The sequence below is a fragment of the Caballeronia sp. SEWSISQ10-4 2 genome (genome assembly GCF_030464885.1).
Classification (GTDB): domain Bacteria; phylum Pseudomonadota; class Gammaproteobacteria; order Burkholderiales; family Burkholderiaceae; genus Caballeronia.
This window is the reverse complement of the sequence record NZ_JALPRJ010000001.1, coordinates 273735-291681: the sequence shown is the minus strand read 5'-3', so window position 1 is coordinate 291681 and position 17947 is coordinate 273735. Positions and strand designations below refer to the sequence as shown.

Sequence of the window (17947 nt, the reverse complement as noted above, 5' to 3'; positions counted from 1 at the left end):
CAAGACGTACTACTTGCCGACACTGAGCAGAATCTACGCATGGTGCAAATTCGTCCCATTCGCGGCTATTGTCTGCGGGCTAGGGGCGTGGCTATACGACAGGAACAGATTTGGTCGTTAGACAATGATCCTGACTGCCATGCTGCTATCGGGAGAGATCTGTATAACCGCCAGTTGCCTCCGGATAAACGCAAGTGGCAAGAGACAATGCGAATCGTATTGTGCCGGACAAATCGAGATTCTAACGTGCAACTAAATGATGATATGACGAGCTTCGCCCAGCTCTATGAAAGTGTAAACGGGTTCTACAAAGCGCATGAAAATAGGCATGTTGCTATTTTTGCAGACCAAGCACCGGGGAGCGGTGAAAGATACTACGTTAGATTTCTAGTGGATAGAAAGCATGTTGTTGAGTATGCAATCGTCAAGGACCGAAATATTTGTCTGAGCGTGCTATCTCTGGGGATCGGTCCGCACTATTTCGGGCCGGCAGATTTCTGGTCATACAAAGATTCCGAACGCTTTACGTCAGAAGCTTCGACAGAAGCAATTGCCCGCAATCTGGCGTTGCTCGATGAATTTTTTGGTTATGTAGCTCGTAGTTAGACCGGCATAACCGGCAACTGCACCCACGAACGCAATTGGGCGAACGACAGCGCCAAGGACTTTGCACAGGTCTACAAGGACAAGACCGGTCAGACCTCGCATTCGAATAGGCGCAGAAGATATTGCCGGTGAACGCTTCGACTCCGGCGAGCGCGGCGTATAACACAACTGGCTTGTAAGCTACCAATGACGGCGCATGGAACGACTCCTTTTTTGAAAAATCAGTCCATGTTGAATACGCCATTGTCGACTGTGATGAACCCGATTCAGCACGGCTGGGACGAATTCCCCGTACTGCTGGAGTGCTCTGAATCTGCAGGGAACAGCGACGCCCACTATTGATGCGACGGGGCCATTTTCGCCAGGTCGGAACACGGACGACAATTCTATCGGGGTGGGAAAAGCACGCGTTGCGAGACGCGCGAATCGCTGGAAGCGAACGTACGGTTTCTGTCTCAGTAGCCCGGGGACGTCAGGCCACAACGAAAACCGCTGGAGTTCATCCAACGATGTAAACGCGAGTCACGGTCAGAACTCCTTCGCACTAAAGAATTCCCAATCAGCGCCGTTAAAACAAACTTCTGTGCGTTGCTTTATTCGCTAAGCATTTAGCGATTTTCCCGCAAGCTGCTTCTTGAAAACAACCAAAATCGCATCCACGACGATCAACCTCGCACTAGTGGCCGGTCTGTTGACCGTCAATTTCGGTGCTCAGGCGCAAACCCTGCCTGCTTCGACCGATGCTGCAAACGCAGCACGCGCAGCGGCTCAGCAGAATCAGCTCCTGGACCAGCAGCGCGAAGCTCGAGAACGCGCACGTGTCGTGAATGCGCCTTCCGTTCAATCGAGCGCACCGCGGGCGGACGCCTATCCCAGCCTTCCGGCTGAAACACCGTGCTTCCGCATCGATCGCTTCGCGCTCGATGTGCCGGCGCTGCTACCCGATTCAGCGCGCAAGCTAGGCGCCTCGGCGTTGCCTCTGGACCCCTTCGCTTTCGCGCAGGACTGGCTCTCGCATTACTCGGGGCAGTGTGTTGGCAAGCGAGGCATTGAGATGATTGTCGGGGCGCTGATCGAGACCATCCTGAGCCGCGGCTATGTCACCACGCGGGTTCTCGTGCCTCAGCAGGACGTGTCGGGTGGTGAACTGAAACTCACACTGATACCGGGCGTCATCCGTGCACTGCGCTTTGCCGATCCATCGACGCGCGGCACGTGGAAAACTGCTTTCCCCGCGCGCTCAGGCGACTTGCTAAACCTACGCGAACTTGAGCAAGGTCTAGAGCAGATGAAGCGCGTGTCCAGCCAAGACGTAGATATGCAAATCGTTCCCACCGAACAGCCTGGCGAAAGTGATGTAGTGATTTCGGTGACGCGCCAGAAACCCTGGACGTTCATCGCATCCGTCGACAACTCGGGCACGCGGGCGACAGGCAAGCTGCAGGGTAACGTGAGCATCGGTATCGACAATCTATTGGGGTTGAACGATATCCTCAATGTGGGCGCGAATCAGGATCTTGAGCTCGGCGACAAGACGCGCGGCTCGCACGGCTGGAATGCGTTCTACTCGATTCCTTATGGATTCTGGACTGCCACGCTTACGGGCAACACAAACACGTATTACCAGCAGATCGCTGGCGTCAACCAGACATTCGTCTCCAGCGGCAATAGTCAAACACTCGATCTCAAGCTTCAGCGCGTGTTAAGCCGTAGCCAGGCCGATGTGCTCGGCATGGAGATGCGATTGACCAAGCGCTTTGGCGCGAGCTATATCGAAGACACCGAGATTACACAGCAGCGCCGGGACAATACCTTTGTCGAAGCCGGGCTGACCGACCGGCATTTCTTCGGATCGACGCAGTTCGACGGCAGCCTCGCGTACCGGCAGGGCATCGGCTGGCTAGGAGCGACACCCGACACGTCAGCGCAGACGGGCGGTCCCAGCTATCGTTTCAAAATGGCTGTGCTTGACGCGAACCTCTCTGTACCGTTGCGGATCGCAAGCGAGGCGCTGCGATACGTGACGAGTTTTCACGGGCAGTTCACCAACGACCAGCTTTTCTACATCGATGACCTTTCGATCGGCAGCCGCTACACAGTTCGGGGATTTGACGGCGAGACGTAGCTGGCCTCGGAGCGCGGCTTCTTCTGGCGCAACGAACTGCAAATACCGATCGGATCGACGGGGCAATCGGTTTACGCTGGTATCGACTACGGGCACGTATATGGGCAAAACACTGCTGTGCTGGCAGGAACACAACTGGCCGGCGCGGTTATTGGCTTTAGAGGTTCAGCGGCGGTCAAGTTCGGTTCTTTTGCTTATGACCTGTTCGCGGGCACGCCCCTTTACAAACCGAAAAGCTTTCCGACCGCACGCGTGACGATGGGATTCCAACTGACTTCGCAGTTCTAAAATTCGGGATAAAAAATCAACATGTCGACCTACGGATTAAGAGACGTCGGGTCACTACTCGTGGGCTGTTATCGTCGTCATCACCGTTCGACGGTCACGCGATGGTGTAATTACCGGGAAGGTTCATCGGCAGTCACCGAGAACGATGTAACGAGATTTCCGCGCCGGCCCTGAGTGCTTTCGTTCGGCTCTAGCCGCACCAGAAAGTCGATGTCCTTTTGCGCGAGCCGAGCAAACTGCTCTTCGACGGCCGCGAATTTCAGGAGGCACTGGACCTGCCAGTTCATCCCGACGACGAGCCATCGGGACAGGCCGTTCCACTCGCTCAGAAGGATGGCTCCCGCGCTGCAATACTCCTCCGCGAATTTCTCGATGCGCTTCTCGACGATACGCATATCGTCGGGCGACATGATGCCCGAAATGCGCATCGCGACCGAGTGTGCGACGGCATCGTGCGCCAGGTAGACCGTGGCGATGCCGCCGAGATGACGGGACACGCGGTCTATCTGTTCCGCATCCAGATCGTCCTGTACGGCCAGCGCGCCTGACAGGAAGGCTCGGAAGCTAGGGTGCATGCTTCGCTTTCGAGTTTGTATTCGAACTCGGTTTGATGGTAGCCGCCTGTGGAGAACTAGCGCCAGATACTGCTTGAGGTGGAATGCCTAACGATCCAACCTGGGGAAGGACATGCGGGGAGGTGCTGGTGGACTGCGAAACTCGCTGGGCATTCGCCACTTCGGATGACGATGGGTCATCCGGAATCATATAGACCCACCTCACAAATACTATAAAAAATGCGAATGAAACTGTAAGAATGAGCAACCCCGTAACTGACGATTTTAAGGAGATATGTCCTTGTTCTATTCTCAGATCACTTTGGTCGCCGCCGAATTTTTCGTGCCCGTCCGCTGCAAGGCGATAGGCAGCGACAAGCTGAATGCCCGCAAGGATGACTCCTGAAAATGTAATGGCGACAACCATCCACATAATCACTAAGGTCTCGAACTGCTGACCGACTAGCGTCATACGTCGGATATTAAAGTCGCCCAACAAGGCTTCGCGACGTACTTCCGTGTAGCATAAATCGGAGATTTGGTACAAAGAATCAACCACCGGCTTTATGGGAGCTAATTGCTGACGCATTGTCGTTCTGCAGTGCTCCATTTTATCGGACATATCGAGTACCACCGTCGGACCCGGGACCGGCTTACTCCAGAAGATGGTCAGTCCCGCCAGCGAGAACAAAAGGACGGCGATGACAACGGCGGCCGCAAGCGCTGGCCGAAATTTCAGGCGCGTTAAAGTGCTGTGTGCGTCCGCCATATTGGCCCCCTTACTGCGACGTGCCGTTAATCGGTCCCTGAGCGCTGTTGCACCAACACGGATATCCAGCAGGCGGGTTACCCGGGAGAGGGCAAGCACCATACGGCGTAACACAACCGCGAGCTGCCATCATTGGTTGAGTTGGTGCATACGCGGGAGCCTGTATGGATTCCTGGGCCGGCGAATCAGAGTTCGACAACGCTGGTGGCGCGGGGCGGTCTTGCTGCAAGCCATGCTGACGACTCAGCGTTTGCGCGTGACCCGTAAGTGGCAGGGTCACGACGAGAATGACTAAACAAGACTTGGCTAGGACGCGCATGATTGACCTCATTTGTACCGCAGCGCTTTGGGATTTCTAAAGCTGGGCGATTAGTTTCCCGGTGCCTTGATCCCAAATGTGGCGGTATAGGATAGGTATCGTTTCAGTCCTTACAAGCTGCTCGCCGCCACGAATGCCATAGTGTTTGTGGTTAGAGAATCGAGGAGCATGCGGTTGATACTAGGCTGTTAGGTTCGCAACGCAAACGTTGCACTTGGCTTTGCGTGCGCTATCGAACTAAGCCTTCTCGAGGAAAGAATCTTGGAGTGTGGACTTGGATGACGGACAACAAACTTCGTACCAAGTAATGATCGTATCAAACTGAAACTACACTGTAGTGCGAGAGGCGCGCCCCGAATCGCAGACCACTCTAACCTTGCCTGGAGGCTTCTGAATTCGGATATCGATGCCGTTTTTTGGGGATGTGCTTACACAGTGGTTACATGAAAAGGAAAAACAAAAAGCCCGATCACAAGGATCGGGCTAAGTGCTTGATCCCGCAGGATTGTATTTTGCCTGCCGGCATCGCGCGTCTGATAACCCCGAAGTCTTGCCCATGGCGGTTCTCCAGGATCGGAGGACGTACCCCCAACTGCTTCCAGCATACCCCCAGATATACCCCCGAACCAGTGAGACTCAGGTTGAACTCGGAGGAACATCACGGAAACAAAAAACCCCGGGAACCAGTACGGTGCCGGGGTTTTAGGACAAACTGGGAACTTGCGGGAAAACCTGTTGGTGCCGGAAAGAGGAATCGAACCCCCGACCTTCGCATTACGAATGCGCTGCTCTACCGTCTGAGCTATTCCGGCATCAGAGAAACGAGATTATAAGGACCTTCCGGCGAGTTTGGCAACACCCTACGGTCAATTCTTTTCTGCGTGATAACGCGTCACGCGTTCGACCTCGTTTTTCGATCCCAGGAACACCGGCACACGCTGATGCAGGTTGTTCGGAATGATGTCGAGGATGCGCTGCGCGCCGTCGGTGGCCGCGCCGCCCGCCTGTTCGACGATGAACGCCATCGGGTTCGCTTCATACAACAGGCGCAGCTTGCCCGGACGATCGGGCGTGCGCTTGTCGGCGGGGTACATGAACACGCCGCCACGGCTCAGGATACGGTGCACGTCTGCAACCATCGACGCGATCCAGCGCATGTTGAAATCTTCCTTGCGCGGGCCATCCTTGCCTTCGTTCAATTCGTTCACATACTTTTGCACCGGCTCATACCAGTGACGGCTGTTCGATGCGTTGATCGCGTACTCGCGCGTATCAGCGGGGATTTGCATGTTGCTCTGCGTGAGCACCCACGATCCGAGCTCGCGGTCAAGCGTGAAGCAGTTTACGCCGTAGCCGGTGGTCAACACGAACACGGTTTGCGGACCGTAGACCGCGTAGCCGGCCGCCACTTGCGCCGAACCGGGTTGCATGAACGCCTGTTCGCTCGGCTCCATGCCGTCCGGGCATCGCAGCACTGAAAAGATCGTGCCGATGGACACATTCACGTCGATGTTCGAAGAGCCGTCGAGTGGATCGAACGTGAGCAAGTAGTTGCCCTTCGGATAGCGGTTCGGGATCGGGAAAATCTTTTCCATTTCCTCCGATGCCATCGCGGCCAGGTTGCCGCCCCATTCGTTGGCTTCGAGCAGGATTTCGTTCGACAGGATGTCGAGTTTCTTCTGCACTTCGCCCTGGACGTTTTCGCTGCCGGCGGTGCCCAGCGCTTCGCCCAACGCGCCCTTGCTTACCTGATAGCCGATCTGCTTGCATGCCCGTGCGATCACTTCGATCAACAGTCGCAGGTCGGCGGGAAGGTTTTGATGTTCCCGCTGCTGCTCGATCAGATACTTGGTGAGCGTCGTGCGGCGGGAAATGGATGAGGGGGTCGACATTGCGTTGGGCTCCGGGAGCGTTAGACGAATGCCTAAGATTCTACCCGCTTGGAATGTGTCTCTCGATGTCACAGGAATGCGCGCGCCGCGTGCTGCCGGTTTCCTTAACGTCCGCGCATAAAAAAACCGGCGCCGAAGCGCCGGTTTACGATCAGCCGGGATGAGCCACGAGATGCTCAGCCCAGCGCTTTCTCCACGATCTCGCGTACGTCACGGGAATTCACCTTCGATGCCACCTCTTCAAGCGCCGCATGCGCCTGCTCGCGCAAGGCCGGCGTGTACCGGCGCCATTGCTCGAGCGTACGTGCAAGGCGGGCCGCGACCTGTGGGTTCATGGCGTCGAGCGCAACGACCTGTTCAGCCCAGAACGCGTAGCCGGAACCGTCGGCGGCGTGGAATTGCGCCGGATTCGCACCGCAGAAGCTGAAAATCAGCGAGCGGGCGCGATTCGGGTTTTTCAGCGTGAACGCCGGATGTTGCATCAGCTTGCGCACAATCTCGAGCACGTTGCGTTTCGGGCCGCCGCGTTGCGTGGCTTGCAGCGCGAACCACTTGTCGATGACAAGCGGCTCGCTCTCGAAGCGCTGGTAGAAATCGCTGAGCGCGGCATCGGCGAGGGCGGTATCGACGGAACCTGAGGCACCCGCCGTCAGGAGCGCGGACAATGCCGCTGACCGGTCCGTCATGTTGTTCGCGGCGTCGTATTGGGCGCTCGCGAGTTCGATGGCTCGCGTTGGGTCGTCGAGCTGGCTCAGGTAGGCGAGGGCGAGATTCTTCAGGCCACGCTTGCCGGCGTCTTCCGGCGTCGCGCGATATTCGCCCGGCGTGCGGTTCGCCTCGTACACGGCGAGCCACCGTTCGCGCAGTCCCGTGGCGAGCCGGCGGCTGACAAACACGCGCGCGGCGTGAACGGCAGCCGGGTCCGACACAGCCATTTGTTCCGCAAGATATCCCTCCGACGGCAACATCAGCGCCAATTCCTGGAATGCCGGTGTGAGCGTGGTGTCGTCGAGTACCTGGGCAAACGCGGAAACGACTTGATCGGCGAGCGTCAATTCCTCGCCCTTCGATGCCCGATCCGCCAATGCAAGCAGCTCACGCGTGGCGAGGCGCTGGCCGGCTTCCCATCGATTGAACGGGTCGCAGTCATGAGCAAGCAGGAACGCCAGTTGTTCGTTGGTGTAGTCGTAATCGACCACCACCGGCGCCGAGAAATTGCGCAACAACGAAGGCAACGGCTCTTCGGCGACATCGGCGAACGTGAAGGTTTGCTCCTGTTCCGTGAATTCCAGCACGCGTGTCGTGCCTTGCGGCTCTTTTTCACCATCGAGTTTCAGCGGCAGGTCGGCGCCGCTCTTGCCGATCAAACCGACCGAGAACGGAATCAGCAGCGGACCCTTTTGCGTGGCGCGCGCCGCCTCCGATGCTTCGCCGTAACCTTGTGTGAGCGTGAGCGCATAACGCTTTGTGGCCGCGTCGTAGCGTGTGCGCACCGTTACGCGGGGTGTGCCCGCCTGGCTGTACCAGCGCTCGAACTGCGCCAGATCGCGGCCATTGGCGTCCGCCATTGCGTGGCGGAAGTCGTCGCAGGTCACGGCCTGGCCGTCGTGGCGCTGGAAATACAGATCCATGCCGCGCCGGAAACCGTCGCGGCCGAGCAGCGTCTGATACATGCGCACGACTTCCGAGCCTTTTTCGTAGACGGTCATCGTGTAGAAATTGTTGATCTCCACGTAGCTTTCCGGGCGCACCGGATGCGCCATAGGACCGGCATCTTCAGCGAACTGCATCTGGCGCAGCACGCGCACGTCGTCAATCCGTTTGGTCGCACGCGCTGCGTCGCTGGCTGCGCCCGGTTCGAGTCCGGCGGCCATGTCGGCGGAAAATTCCTGGTCGCGGAACACGGTCAGGCCTTCCTTCAGGCTCAACTGGAACCAGTCGCGGCAGGTCACGCGGTTACCCGTCCAGTTGTGGAAATATTCATGGCCAACCACGGCTTCGATGTTGCTGAAATCCACATCGGTAGCCGTTTCGGGATTCGCGAGCACGTACTTCGTGTTGAAGATGTTCAAGCCCTTGTTTTCCATCGCGCCCATGTTGAAGTCGCTCACGGCGACAATCATGAAACGATCGAGGTCGAGCTCGAGCCCAAAGCGGCGTTCGTCCCATTCGATGGAGTGAACCAGCGAATCCATTGCGTGCTGCGTCTTGTCGAGATCGTGCGGTTCGACCCACACTTGCAGCAACTTTTCCTTGCCCGAACCGCTTTTCGTACGCTGCTCGAGCTTGACCAGCTTGCCCGCAACCAACGCAAACAAATAGCTCGGTTTTTTGAACGGGTCTTCCCAGCGCGCGAAGTGCCGGCCGTCGCCAAGATCACCTTCTTCGATTAGGTTGCCGTTTGACAACAGCACCGGGTACGCCGTTTTGTTCGCCCGCAGGGTCACCGTGTACGTAGCCATGACGTCGGGGCGGTCGAGGAAATACGTGATGCGGCGAAAACCCTCGGCCTCGCATTGCGTGAAGAAGTTGCCGCCAGATACATACAGGCCCGACAACGTCGTGTTCTCAGCCGGCTTGCATGCACTTTCAATGGTCAATTCAAAAGCGTCGGGAATATTGCTCACCGACAAACCGTTCTCGTTGACGTGGACGTCTGCATGCGGACGGCCGTCGAGCGTTGCGCCGATGAATTCCATCTGCTCGCCCATCAGCTCCAGAGTAGCCGCGGGCGCGGCGTCCGGGTTGCGGCGCAGGCGCATGGTATTGCGCACCACGGTCCGCTCCGGGACGAGGTCGAATTCGAGCGCGACAGTATCGATCAGGAAAGCGGGCGGCGTGTAGTCGGCGCGGCGGATTACGGCAGGTGCGGTCGAGTTGGACATGGCGGATCTGATTGAGTTGAGCGGGTGCCTTTGCTTTCCAGGCGGCCTTGTGTCGGATCATTGTACAAAGGCGCGCGGAATCGTGTGCTCGATTCGGGGTTGTCCGGATGGCCTATCTCCCGAACTTCACGCGCCAGCGAGGGTCTTTAAACAGGTGGAATCAGCTAATCTCCGTGCGGTGCATGCGACACTTCACGGTGACTGTTTGCGAACAACATCGCAACAAAAAATCAACAAGACAATGCAACGAGGTCGGCCATGACGCTGGGACAGTTGTACGGGGAGTGGAAGAGTGCGGCACGCGTGACCCTGGTCGCGGGGTTCGCGTTGCTGGGAGGCTGTACGACCTATGTCCAGACGCAGGTGGCGGCGTTCTCTGATTGGTCCGGGAGCGACGCTACGCGGACCTACGCGTTCGCCCGTTCGGCGCAGCAGCAAAACAGCATCGAACAGAAAACGTATGAAGCGCTCGCCGCCAACGAGCTTGCCACCCATTCGTTCAAGCAGCTCCCCGATGCCAGCGCGCACTATCGCGTGGAATTGTCGTATTCCATTCGCGGCGACATGGTGACGGTGCGGCAACCCGTCTATTACGATCCGTGGCCGATGTACGGCGGCTGGTACGGCCGGCCATACGGCTGGGGTGCTTACGGAGCGTGGGGCGGGTGGGACATGGGGCCAGCGGGTTATGTGGACCAAAGTTACCCGATCTTCGTCCACTCGCTGCAGATCCGCATGACCGAACGTGACAGCGGGCGCGAAGTGTACAAAGTGACCGCAAGCAATTCAGGTGGCGAATCGTCGCTGGTCCGGGCCATGCCTTATCTGATCCGCAGCGCGCTCGCGGATTTCCCGCTGGGGAACGGGACGGTGCGCACAGTGAAGATCCCGCTCGATAAAAATGGCGGTGCGAGTAATGAAGCCCCGGTTGCGGTCGGGACGAACGAGAAGGCGACCGCTCCGGCGCCCGTTCCCGCTCCTGCGCCCGTGCCCGTGCCCGTGCAATAGCCTGGCAAGCCGGCGCCCGAGTCCGGCCCCTGCGGCCAATTCCGGGAAAATTTACCGTCATGGCGCCCGGCTGTTTGAGCCGGGCGCCATCGCCTGTCGTTGCCCGCAATTACTCCTCGATCATTCCGAATTCCGAGCCGAACAATGACTTTGTGACAGGTTTGTGGCGAAGCGTCGTCGTATGCAATTAAATTCGAAACGAGATATATTTCGCAGATGACCAAACCCCGCAACGCCCAACCACATACCCTTCCCGAGCCCCCGACCTGGGACGCGCGGCTCGCGCGGCGGCTTGTTACACCGCTTGTTGGCACCCCGGTTACACCGAATCACCTGACCACTCTACGCCTGCTGATCGGCATTGCCGGCGCGTATTACCTGTCCGTCGGCAGTTTCTGGGAATGTAGTTTGGGCGCCGTGTTGATCGCGCTCTCCAATTTCGTCGATCACACCGACGGTGAGCTCGCACGGATCAGCGGGATGTCGAGCAAAATCGGTCATTTTTACGATCTTGCGTGCGATTCCCTGGTGACCGTGCTGCTGTTCGTGGGCCTCGGGTTTTATGTGAACATGCATCACCCGGCCATGATCGTGCGGGCCGAGTGGCTTGGTGGCATCGCGGGCGTTGCTGTCGCGCTGATCTTCTTTCTGCGGATGCGGATCGAATCGATGGCGGGCAAGAGCGGCACGAAGCAGGCATCCATGGCGGGTTTCGAAACCGAAGACGTGTTGTATCTGCTGCCGGTGGTGACGCTGCTCAACGGCATGACGCCGTTTCTGGTGGCTGCTTCTATCGGCGCTCCGTTGTTCGCGGTCTGGGTCGTCGTGGACTATCAGCGCGCGCTCCGGCGTCCCGCCCAGACCGCAGTGCGCAGCAAGAATGCCGACGGCCAAGACTTGCAGGCTGTCCAATGAATTCATCTGTCGATTCCGTATCCACACGTTCGCTCGGCGAAAAGTCGGTTGATCCCAAGGGCCGTCAAGCCCTTGACGAAACGTTGGCCGCGCATCTTCAGCGCTTGTCCCCTCAGCGCTACACGGCGAAGCTGCACGAGACGTTCGATAACCAGGGCGCATTCCTGTATCTCGACGACTTCCTGCCGCGAGAGTTTACCGAGAAGCTGGTCGCGGCAGTCCATGCCGTTACGCCCGCGATCAACCGCAACTATTTGCCGGGACACAAGCAGGGCGGCAGCGTGAGCCGTCACGCGATCGACGAACTCGCGCCGTTCATCGCCGAGTTGTACCGGTCGCCGGCGTTGATCGGCTGGCTGGAGAAAATCAGCGGCGACACGCTGCAGGAGTCGCCCGCTGACGATCCGCACGCGTATGCGCTGTATTTCTACACGAAGGCGGGGGACCACATCGGCTGGCACTACGATACGTCGTACTACGAAGGCCGCCGTTACACGCTGCTGCTCGGTGTGATGGACGATTCGTCGTGCAGTCTCGACTACGAACTGCACACGCGTACGCCCGGGATCCCCGATCAACCGGGTTCGGTACAGATTCCCCCGGGTGGCCTCGTTTTCTTCGATGGCGACAAACTGCGTCATCGCATCACGCCTGCTCGCGCGGGTGAATTCCGCGTGTCGCTGACGTTTGAATATGTCACCAATCCGAACATGCGGCCGTGGCAGCGGTTCATCTCGAACATGAAGGACTCGGTCGCGTACTTTGGCTTCGGCCAGGTTTTCCGCCGCAAGGGCGGGAAGAAAGGCGCGGCATGAGCCGCACCGGAACAGTCCTTTTGTCGCTCGGCGTGGTGTTGTTCATCGCGCTGCTTGGCTGGCAGGGCTTTGGTTCCGTTGCGACGGCGCTCGCAGCCGCGGGCTGGGGTCTGCTCGCGGTGGCGGCGTTCCACCTGCTGCCTGTCGTGATCGATGCGCTGGCTATCGAAACGCTGTTTCCCCGCAACCAACGCGATGTGAGCTTCCGCGACGCGTTGCTCGCGCGCTGGACCGGTGAATCGGTGAATAGCCTGATGCCGGCGGGACAGATCGGCGGTCCGATGCTGATGGTGCGTTATCTCGCGCAGCGCGGCATGCGCGCCCGCGACGCCGCCGCGGTCATCACCGTCAGCACGACGATGCAATCCGTCGGACAAATGAGCTTCGCCATGATCGGGCTCGCGTTGCTGAGCAGCTATGCATCGGGCGTGGGCATATTGATGCCGGTGCTGATCGTGATCGTGGTGTGTTCCCTCATGGTTCTCGGTTTTTTCTTCGCGCAGCGCAAGGGTTTGTTCGGCCGCGTGACGTGCTTCGCCTCGCAATTTGCCGCGCGTTTTTCGAAGAAGCGTGATTGGTCGTCGCTGGTGTCGCGCGCGCAAGCCGTCGATGCCGCCGTACTCGAACTCTACGAAAGGCCCGGCCCCGTTGCGTTGAGTTTCGCGTTGAGTCTGCTGGGCTGGGTCGTCGGTACCGGCGAGGTGTGGCTTGCGCTGCACTTTCTCGGCTCGCCCGTCGGCTGGACCGAAGCGCTGATGCTGGAGAGTCTCGGCCAGGCAATCCGCGCTGCGGCGTTCGCCATTCCCGGTTCACTCGGCGTGCAGGAGGGCGGGTATCTGCTGCTCGCGCGCCTCATTGGTTTGCCGCCGGAAGCCGCGCTCGCCCTCTCGCTCGCCAAGCGCGCGCGGGAATTGTTGCTCGGCCTGCCGGGCATCGTTTATCTGCATTTCGCTGAAAAGGGCTGGCAGCGCCGTCGTCTCGCGCGCGTGCCGGAAATCGAATAAAGCATCACCGATAGGATCAACATGCGCGCAATTATTCTTGCTGCGGGGATGGGGCTGCGCCTGGTTCAGCCCGAAGGGCTGCAAAAGCCGAAGTGCCTGCTGCGTTTCGGCGAGTTGTCGCTGCTCGAACGCCATCTGCAACTGTTGAAGTCGGCGGGCGTCAATGAAATCGTGTTCGTGCTCGGCTTCAAGCATGAACAGGTGGAAGCGGAACTTGCCGCGATCGACTGGAAACCGCATACCGAAGTGGTTGTGAACCGTGAGTTTTCGCTGGGCAGCGTGCTGTCGGTGCACACAGCGGCTCAAGCGCTTACACGTGGCGGCGACGTGCTGCTGATGGACGCCGACGTACTCTACGACGAACGCATTCTCGAACCGCTCGTGGCGGGCGCGGGACCGGTGAACCGTCTCTTGATCGACCGTGATTTCGAAGCCGGCGATGAACCCGTGAAGCTCTGCGTGGCCAATGGCGTGCCGGTGGAATTGCGCAAGCAAGTGCTGGCCGATCTGCAGTTCGACACTATCGGCGAGTCGGTGGGATTTTTCCGCTTCGACGAAACCGCCGCGCGCCGTCTGGCCGAACTCGTCGCGGGTTATGTCGCCACGGGCCGCGCCAACTTGCCGCACGAGGAAGCCGTGCGTGATTTGCTGCTGGAACGCAGCCAGGTATTCGACATCGCCGACGTCACCGGCGCGCCGTGGATAGAAATCGATTTTCAGAACGACGTTAAACGCGCGGCCGACGAAGTCTTGCCGCAACTGCGTCAGCTTGCAGGAGCACTACGATGAACGCACCACATCAAATTCCCGTCGGATTTTCGCGCACGCTTCGTCTGCGCGAGATGCTGCAGAGCAATCAGCTCGAATTCCTGATGGAAGCGCATAACGGCTTGTCCGCGCGCATTGTGAAGGAAGCCGGTTTCAAGGCGATCTGGGGCTCCGGCCTGACCATTTCGGCGCAGTTCGGCGTGCGCGACAACAACGAAGCGAGCTGGACGCAAGTGGTCGACATGCTCGAGTTCATGGCGGACGCGAGCGACCTGCCGATACTGCTGGACGGCGACACTGGCTATGGCAACTTCAACAACGTCCGCCGGCTGGTGAAGAAGCTGGAGCAGCGCGGCATTGCCGGTGTATGTATTGAAGACAAGCAGTTTCCGAAGACCAATAGTTTTCTGAACGGTGAGCGCCAGCCGCTCGCCGAGATGGACGAGTTCTGCGGCAAGATCAAGGCCGGCAAGGACTCGCAAAGCGATCCGAATTTCTCCATCGTCGCACGCGTGGAAGCGCTGATTGCGGGCTGGGGCATGGAAGAAGCGTTAAAGCGCGCGGAGGCGTATCGGCAAGCCGGCGCGGACGCGATCCTGATTCACAGCAAGCTCTCCAAGCCCGACGAAATCCTCACGTTTGCGCGCGAATGGGCAGGCCGGGGCCCGCTCGTGATCGTGCCGACCAAGTATTACAGCACGCCAACCGATGTGTTCCGCCAGGCCGGCATCAGCACGGTGATCTGGGCGAACCATCTGCTGCGCGGCGCGGCCTCGACCATGCAGGCGATCGCGAAGGAAATCCACAGCAGCGAGACGCTGGTGAATGTGGAAGACCGCGTGGCGAGCGTGAACGAAATTTTCCGTCTCCAGGACGCTGAGGAATATTCGGCCGCCGAGAGCGTGTATCTGTCGTCGGCGAGCGCTTCGCGTAATGCCGTCGTGCTCGCGGCAAGCCGGGGCGCGGGGCTGGAAGCCGTCACCGCCGACAAACCCAAGGTCATGCTGCCGATCGCGGGCAAGCCGCTGCTGCGCCGTCTGGTCGAAGCCTTCAAGAAGGAAGGCATCAACGACATCACGGTGGTCGGAGGTTATCGTGCGGATGCCATCGATACATCGGGGATCCGGCTTGTCGTGAATGAAAAGCACGAGCACACGGGCGAACTCGCGTCGCTGGCATGCGCGGCGAAATCGTTCACCGCGGATACCGTGATTTCCTACGGCGATCTCTTGTTCCGCAGCTACATTCTTCGCGATCTGGTGGAGTCGGACAGCGACTTTTGCGTGGTCGTGGATTCATCGCAGACGCCGGGACCTGGCGTGGCATCGACGGATTTTGCGTATTGCTCCACGGCGGACGATCGCGCGTTGTTCGGGCAGAAGGTCTGGCTCGAAAGTGTGACGAGCTCGGCTGGTCCGGCGAATCTCAACTCGCCGCAAGGCCGCTGGATGGGCCTCCTGAACGTGCGCGGCGCGGGCCGCAAACGTCTTGTCGCCACGCTCGGACAACTGCAGCAACGCGATGACTTCGCCAAGCTCGACATGGCCGCGCTGCTCAATGCGCTGATCGAAGCGGGCGAGCGTATTGAAGTGCAGTACGTGCACGGCCACTGGCGCGGCGTGAACGACCTCGACGAGTTGCGCCGAGCCGGCGATTTCGCCCACGGACAAGCGCCGTACGGATCGAATGGCTCGGCGTCCGCGGAGGCCGGCGCGTGATCGAAGCTGCACAATTCGTTGAAGCCGCGCGTGAGCGGGGTTTCGACTGGTACGCGGGCGTGCCGTGCTCGTACCTGACGCCGTTCATCAACTACGTGTTGCAGGACGAGTCGCTGAACTATGTATCGGCGGCGAATGAAGGCGATGCGGTCGCGTTGATCGCGGGCGTGGCACTCGGCGCGTCGGGCGTGCATAAGGCGCGTCGCGGTATCTCGATGATGCAGAACTCCGGGCTCGGCAACGCGGTGAGCCCGCTGACGTCGCTGACGTGGACGTTCAGGCTGCCGCAATTGCTGATCGTCACGTGGCGCGGTCAGCCGGGCGTTGCCGACGAACCGCAGCACGCGCTGATGGGACCGGTGACACCGGCCATGCTCGACACGATGGAAATTCCGTGGGAGTTGTTCCCCACCGAAGCCGATGCGATCGGTCCCGCGCTCGATCGGGCGACCGCGCATATGGACAGCACCGGGCGGCCGTACGCGCTTGTGATGCAGAAGGGCAGCGTCGCGCCGTACAAGTTGAGCAAGAAGGGCTTGAGCGGTGTGCGTCAGCGGGCTTTGAACGAGCGCGCTGAAGTCGTGTCTTTCGAAGGCACAGGCGAACGTGTGTCGCGTCACGACGCGTTGCAGCGCGTGATCGCGCATACACCGAAGGAATCGACGGTCGTGCTGGCATCGACGGGATTTTGCGGGCGGGAACTCTACGCTATCGATGACCGCGAGAACCAGGTGTATCTGGTCGGATCGATGGGATGCGTCACGCCCATGGCGCTCGGCCTCGCGTTGTCGCGGCCGGACCTGTTGGTGGTTGCGCTCGACGGCGACGGCGCCGCCTTGATGCGCATGGGCGTGTTCGCCACGCTTGGCGCTTATGGGCCGTCCAACCTCACGCACTTGCTGCTGGACAACGGCGCGCACGAATCGACCGGCGCTCAGGCGACGGTGTCGCAGGGGATCGAGTTTGCGCGCATTGCTTCGGCGTGCGGGTACGCGTTGGCGCTCGACGGCGACGATCTTTCCGTCATCGACCGCTTGTTCGAAGCGAAGGATATCGACGGCGTGCGTTTCGCCCGGCTATCGATCAACACAGGCACGCCCAGCGACTTGCCACGGCCGTCGATCACGCCGGAAGACGTGCGTCGCCGGTTGCAAACCCATATCGGACGCTAATCATGCTGTTGCTCAATCCTGGCCCCGTCACGCTGACCGAACGCGTGCGAAATAGCCTGCTGCAAACCGACTTGTGCCACCGCGAGCCGGAGTTTTTCGATCTGCAGGACGAAGCACGTTCGCGCTTGCTCGCAACCTATGCCCTCGATCCCGCCGTCTGGACGGCTGTCTTGATGACCGGTTCGGGCACGGCTGCCGTCGAAAGCATGATCGCGGGGATGGTACCGGAAGGCGGGCGCCTGCTGATTGTCGAAAACGGCGTGTATGGCGAACGGATCGCGCAGATTGCGCAGCAGTATCGGATCGATCATGAGGTCGTGAAGTACGCGTGGATGGAAGCGCCGGACACCGACGCGATTATCCGCAAACTCGACGGTTTTACCAATGTCGCGATCATCCATCATGAGACGACAACGGGCCGTTTGAATGAGATCGACCGGCTCAGCGCGGCGTGTAAAGCGCGTGGCATCGGCTTGTTACTAGATGGCGTGAGCAGTTTCGGCGCGGAGCATATCGACTTCGATGGTGGTGGGATTACTGCGGTCGCGGCGACGGCGAATAAATGCCTGCACGGCGTGCCGGGCGCGGCGTTCGTGATTGCAAAACGCGATGCGCTGAAGCATGCCGCGAGCCGCACGTATTACCTCGGCATCACGCGCCTTGCGAAGCTGCAGGACGAGCGCAACACGCCGTTCACGCCGTCCGTGCATGCGTATTACGCGCTGGTTGAAGCCTTGCGCGAGTTCGAGGAGGAGGGCGGTTTGCAGGCCCGTCACGCTCGCTATGCTGCGCTGGCTGAACAAGCACGTGGAGGACTGGCTGCGTTGGGTATTGAAGCCGCGTTGCCGGCGGGTGAGTCGTCCGTCGTGTTGCGGGCATACCGGCTGCCGGCGGGAATGACCTATGCGGTTCTGCACGACAGCTTGAAAACCGAGGGTTTCGTGATTTACGCGGGACAGGGAGCACTGTCGAACGAGTTGTTCCGCATCTCGACGATGGGCGCGCTGACTACGTGTGACATCGATCGCCTGCTTGGTTCGATTGCGAAGATGCTGCGCTGATCCGGCCCGGGCATCTGCCGTTAGCAAAAGGCTAACAAAGGGCCGCGG

13 protein-coding genes, 1 tRNA gene and 1 pseudogene are annotated in these 17947 nt (G+C 59.5%); 10 read left to right on the top strand and 5 right to left on the bottom strand.

The genetic code is table 11. From position 1 onward, the window contains the following. Nucleotides 1–39 precede the first annotated feature (39 nt). Together M0D69_RS01305 and M0D69_RS01300 are read left to right on the top strand one after the other, a co-directional pair. Complete coding sequence (locus M0D69_RS01305) at nt 40–606, top strand: hypothetical protein (protein ID WP_301780280.1); 567 nt, start codon at nt 40–42, stop codon at nt 604–606. 679 nt (nt 607–1285) lie between these two features. Beyond that, nucleotides 1286–3019, top strand: a pseudogene (locus M0D69_RS01300) (ShlB/FhaC/HecB family hemolysin secretion/activation protein). A gap of 110 nt (nt 3020–3129) precedes the next feature. Here M0D69_RS01300 and M0D69_RS01295 read toward each other — a convergent pair. The 5 genes from M0D69_RS01295 to pepN form a co-directional block, all read right to left on the bottom strand. Then, complete coding sequence (locus M0D69_RS01295; protein ID WP_301780279.1) at nt 3130–3594, bottom strand: hypothetical protein; 465 nt, start codon at nt 3592–3594, stop codon at nt 3130–3132. Beyond that, entirely contained in the window at nt 3584–4444 is an 861-nt protein-coding gene (locus M0D69_RS01290; protein WP_301780278.1) for a hypothetical protein, read from the bottom strand. Before M0D69_RS01290 ends, M0D69_RS01295 begins: the two co-directional genes overlap by 11 nt. 953 nt (nt 4445–5397) lie before the next feature. Then, a tRNA-Thr gene (locus M0D69_RS01285) sits at nt 5398–5473 on the bottom strand. Between the two features lie 54 nt (nt 5474–5527). Continuing rightward, complete coding sequence (locus tag M0D69_RS01280) at nt 5528–6553, bottom strand: class 1 fructose-bisphosphatase (RefSeq protein ID WP_301780277.1); 1026 nt, start codon at nt 6551–6553, stop codon at nt 5528–5530. 176 nt (nt 6554–6729) lie between these two features. Continuing rightward, a complete protein-coding gene (gene pepN / locus M0D69_RS01275) occupies nt 6730–9438 on the bottom strand; it encodes an aminopeptidase N (RefSeq protein ID WP_301780276.1) in 2709 nt (902 codons plus the stop codon). A gap of 258 nt (nt 9439–9696) precedes the next feature. Between pepN and M0D69_RS01270 the strand changes: the two genes are divergently transcribed. The 8 genes from M0D69_RS01270 (at nt 9697) to M0D69_RS01235 (ending at nt 17899) form a co-directional block, all read left to right on the top strand. Then, the gene (locus M0D69_RS01270; protein ID WP_301780275.1) at nt 9697–10446 is read left to right on the top strand and encodes a DUF4136 domain-containing protein; all 750 of its coding nucleotides are present in this window, start codon (nt 9697–9699) and stop codon (nt 10444–10446) included. Nucleotides 10447–10662: 216 nt separating this feature from the next. Then, nucleotides 10663–11361: a CDP-alcohol phosphatidyltransferase family protein gene (locus M0D69_RS01265; protein WP_301780274.1), complete on the top strand. Its 699-nt coding sequence runs from the start codon at nt 10663–10665 to the stop codon at nt 11359–11361. Next, a complete protein-coding gene (locus M0D69_RS01260) occupies nt 11358–12176 on the top strand; it encodes a 2OG-Fe(II) oxygenase (RefSeq protein ID WP_301780273.1) in 819 nt (272 codons plus the stop codon). Before M0D69_RS01265 ends, M0D69_RS01260 begins: the two co-directional genes overlap by 4 nt. Further along, nucleotides 12173–13180, top strand: a complete 1008-nt coding sequence (locus M0D69_RS01255) for a flippase-like domain-containing protein (RefSeq protein ID WP_301780272.1) — start codon at nt 12173–12175, stop codon at nt 13178–13180. The genes M0D69_RS01260 and M0D69_RS01255 overlap by 4 nt, the downstream gene beginning before the upstream one ends. Nucleotides 13181–13201: 21 nt before the next feature. Next, nucleotides 13202–13969, top strand: coding sequence for a phosphocholine cytidylyltransferase family protein (locus M0D69_RS01250; RefSeq protein ID WP_301780271.1), 768 nt, complete (start codon nt 13202–13204; stop codon nt 13967–13969). Beyond that, nucleotides 13966–15666: a phosphoenolpyruvate mutase gene (gene aepX / locus M0D69_RS01245; protein WP_301780270.1), complete on the top strand. Its 1701-nt coding sequence runs from the start codon at nt 13966–13968 to the stop codon at nt 15664–15666. Before M0D69_RS01250 ends, aepX begins: the two co-directional genes overlap by 4 nt. After that, nucleotides 15663–16838, top strand: a complete 1176-nt coding sequence (gene aepY / locus M0D69_RS01240; protein WP_301780269.1) for a phosphonopyruvate decarboxylase — start codon at nt 15663–15665, stop codon at nt 16836–16838. The genes aepX and aepY overlap by 4 nt, the downstream gene beginning before the upstream one ends. A gap of 2 nt (nt 16839–16840) precedes the next feature. Next, complete coding sequence (locus M0D69_RS01235; RefSeq protein ID WP_301780268.1) at nt 16841–17899, top strand: 2-aminoethylphosphonate aminotransferase; 1059 nt, start codon at nt 16841–16843, stop codon at nt 17897–17899. Nucleotides 17900–17947 lie beyond the last annotated feature (48 nt).

Excerpts from the sequence above, each read along its gene's own strand:
- M0D69_RS01305 (WP_301780280.1), top strand. The coding sequence starts at position 40 with ATGGTGCAAATTCGTCCCATTCGCGGCTATTGTCTGCGGGCTAGGGGC.
- M0D69_RS01270 (WP_301780275.1), top strand. The coding sequence starts at position 9,697 with ATGACGCTGGGACAGTTGTACGGGGAGTGGAAGAGTGCGGCACGCGTG.
- M0D69_RS01260 (WP_301780273.1), top strand. The coding sequence starts at position 11,358 with ATGAATTCATCTGTCGATTCCGTATCCACACGTTCGCTCGGCGAAAAG.
- M0D69_RS01265 (WP_301780274.1), top strand. The coding sequence starts at position 10,663 with ATGACCAAACCCCGCAACGCCCAACCACATACCCTTCCCGAGCCCCCG.
- M0D69_RS01280 (WP_301780277.1), bottom strand. The coding sequence starts at position 6,553 with ATGTCGACCCCCTCATCCATTTCCCGCCGCACGACGCTCACCAAGTAT.
- M0D69_RS01255 (WP_301780272.1), top strand. The coding sequence starts at position 12,173 with ATGAGCCGCACCGGAACAGTCCTTTTGTCGCTCGGCGTGGTGTTGTTC.
- M0D69_RS01290 (WP_301780278.1), bottom strand. The coding sequence starts at position 4,444 with ATGGTGCTTGCCCTCTCCCGGGTAACCCGCCTGCTGGATATCCGTGTT.
- M0D69_RS01235 (WP_301780268.1), top strand. The coding sequence starts at position 16,841 with ATGCTGTTGCTCAATCCTGGCCCCGTCACGCTGACCGAACGCGTGCGA.
- pepN (WP_301780276.1), bottom strand. The coding sequence starts at position 9,438 with ATGTCCAACTCGACCGCACCTGCCGTAATCCGCCGCGCCGACTACACG.
- M0D69_RS01295 (WP_301780279.1), bottom strand. The coding sequence starts at position 3,594 with ATGCACCCTAGCTTCCGAGCCTTCCTGTCAGGCGCGCTGGCCGTACAG.
- aepX (WP_301780270.1), top strand. The coding sequence starts at position 13,966 with ATGAACGCACCACATCAAATTCCCGTCGGATTTTCGCGCACGCTTCGT.
- M0D69_RS01250 (WP_301780271.1), top strand. The coding sequence starts at position 13,202 with ATGCGCGCAATTATTCTTGCTGCGGGGATGGGGCTGCGCCTGGTTCAG.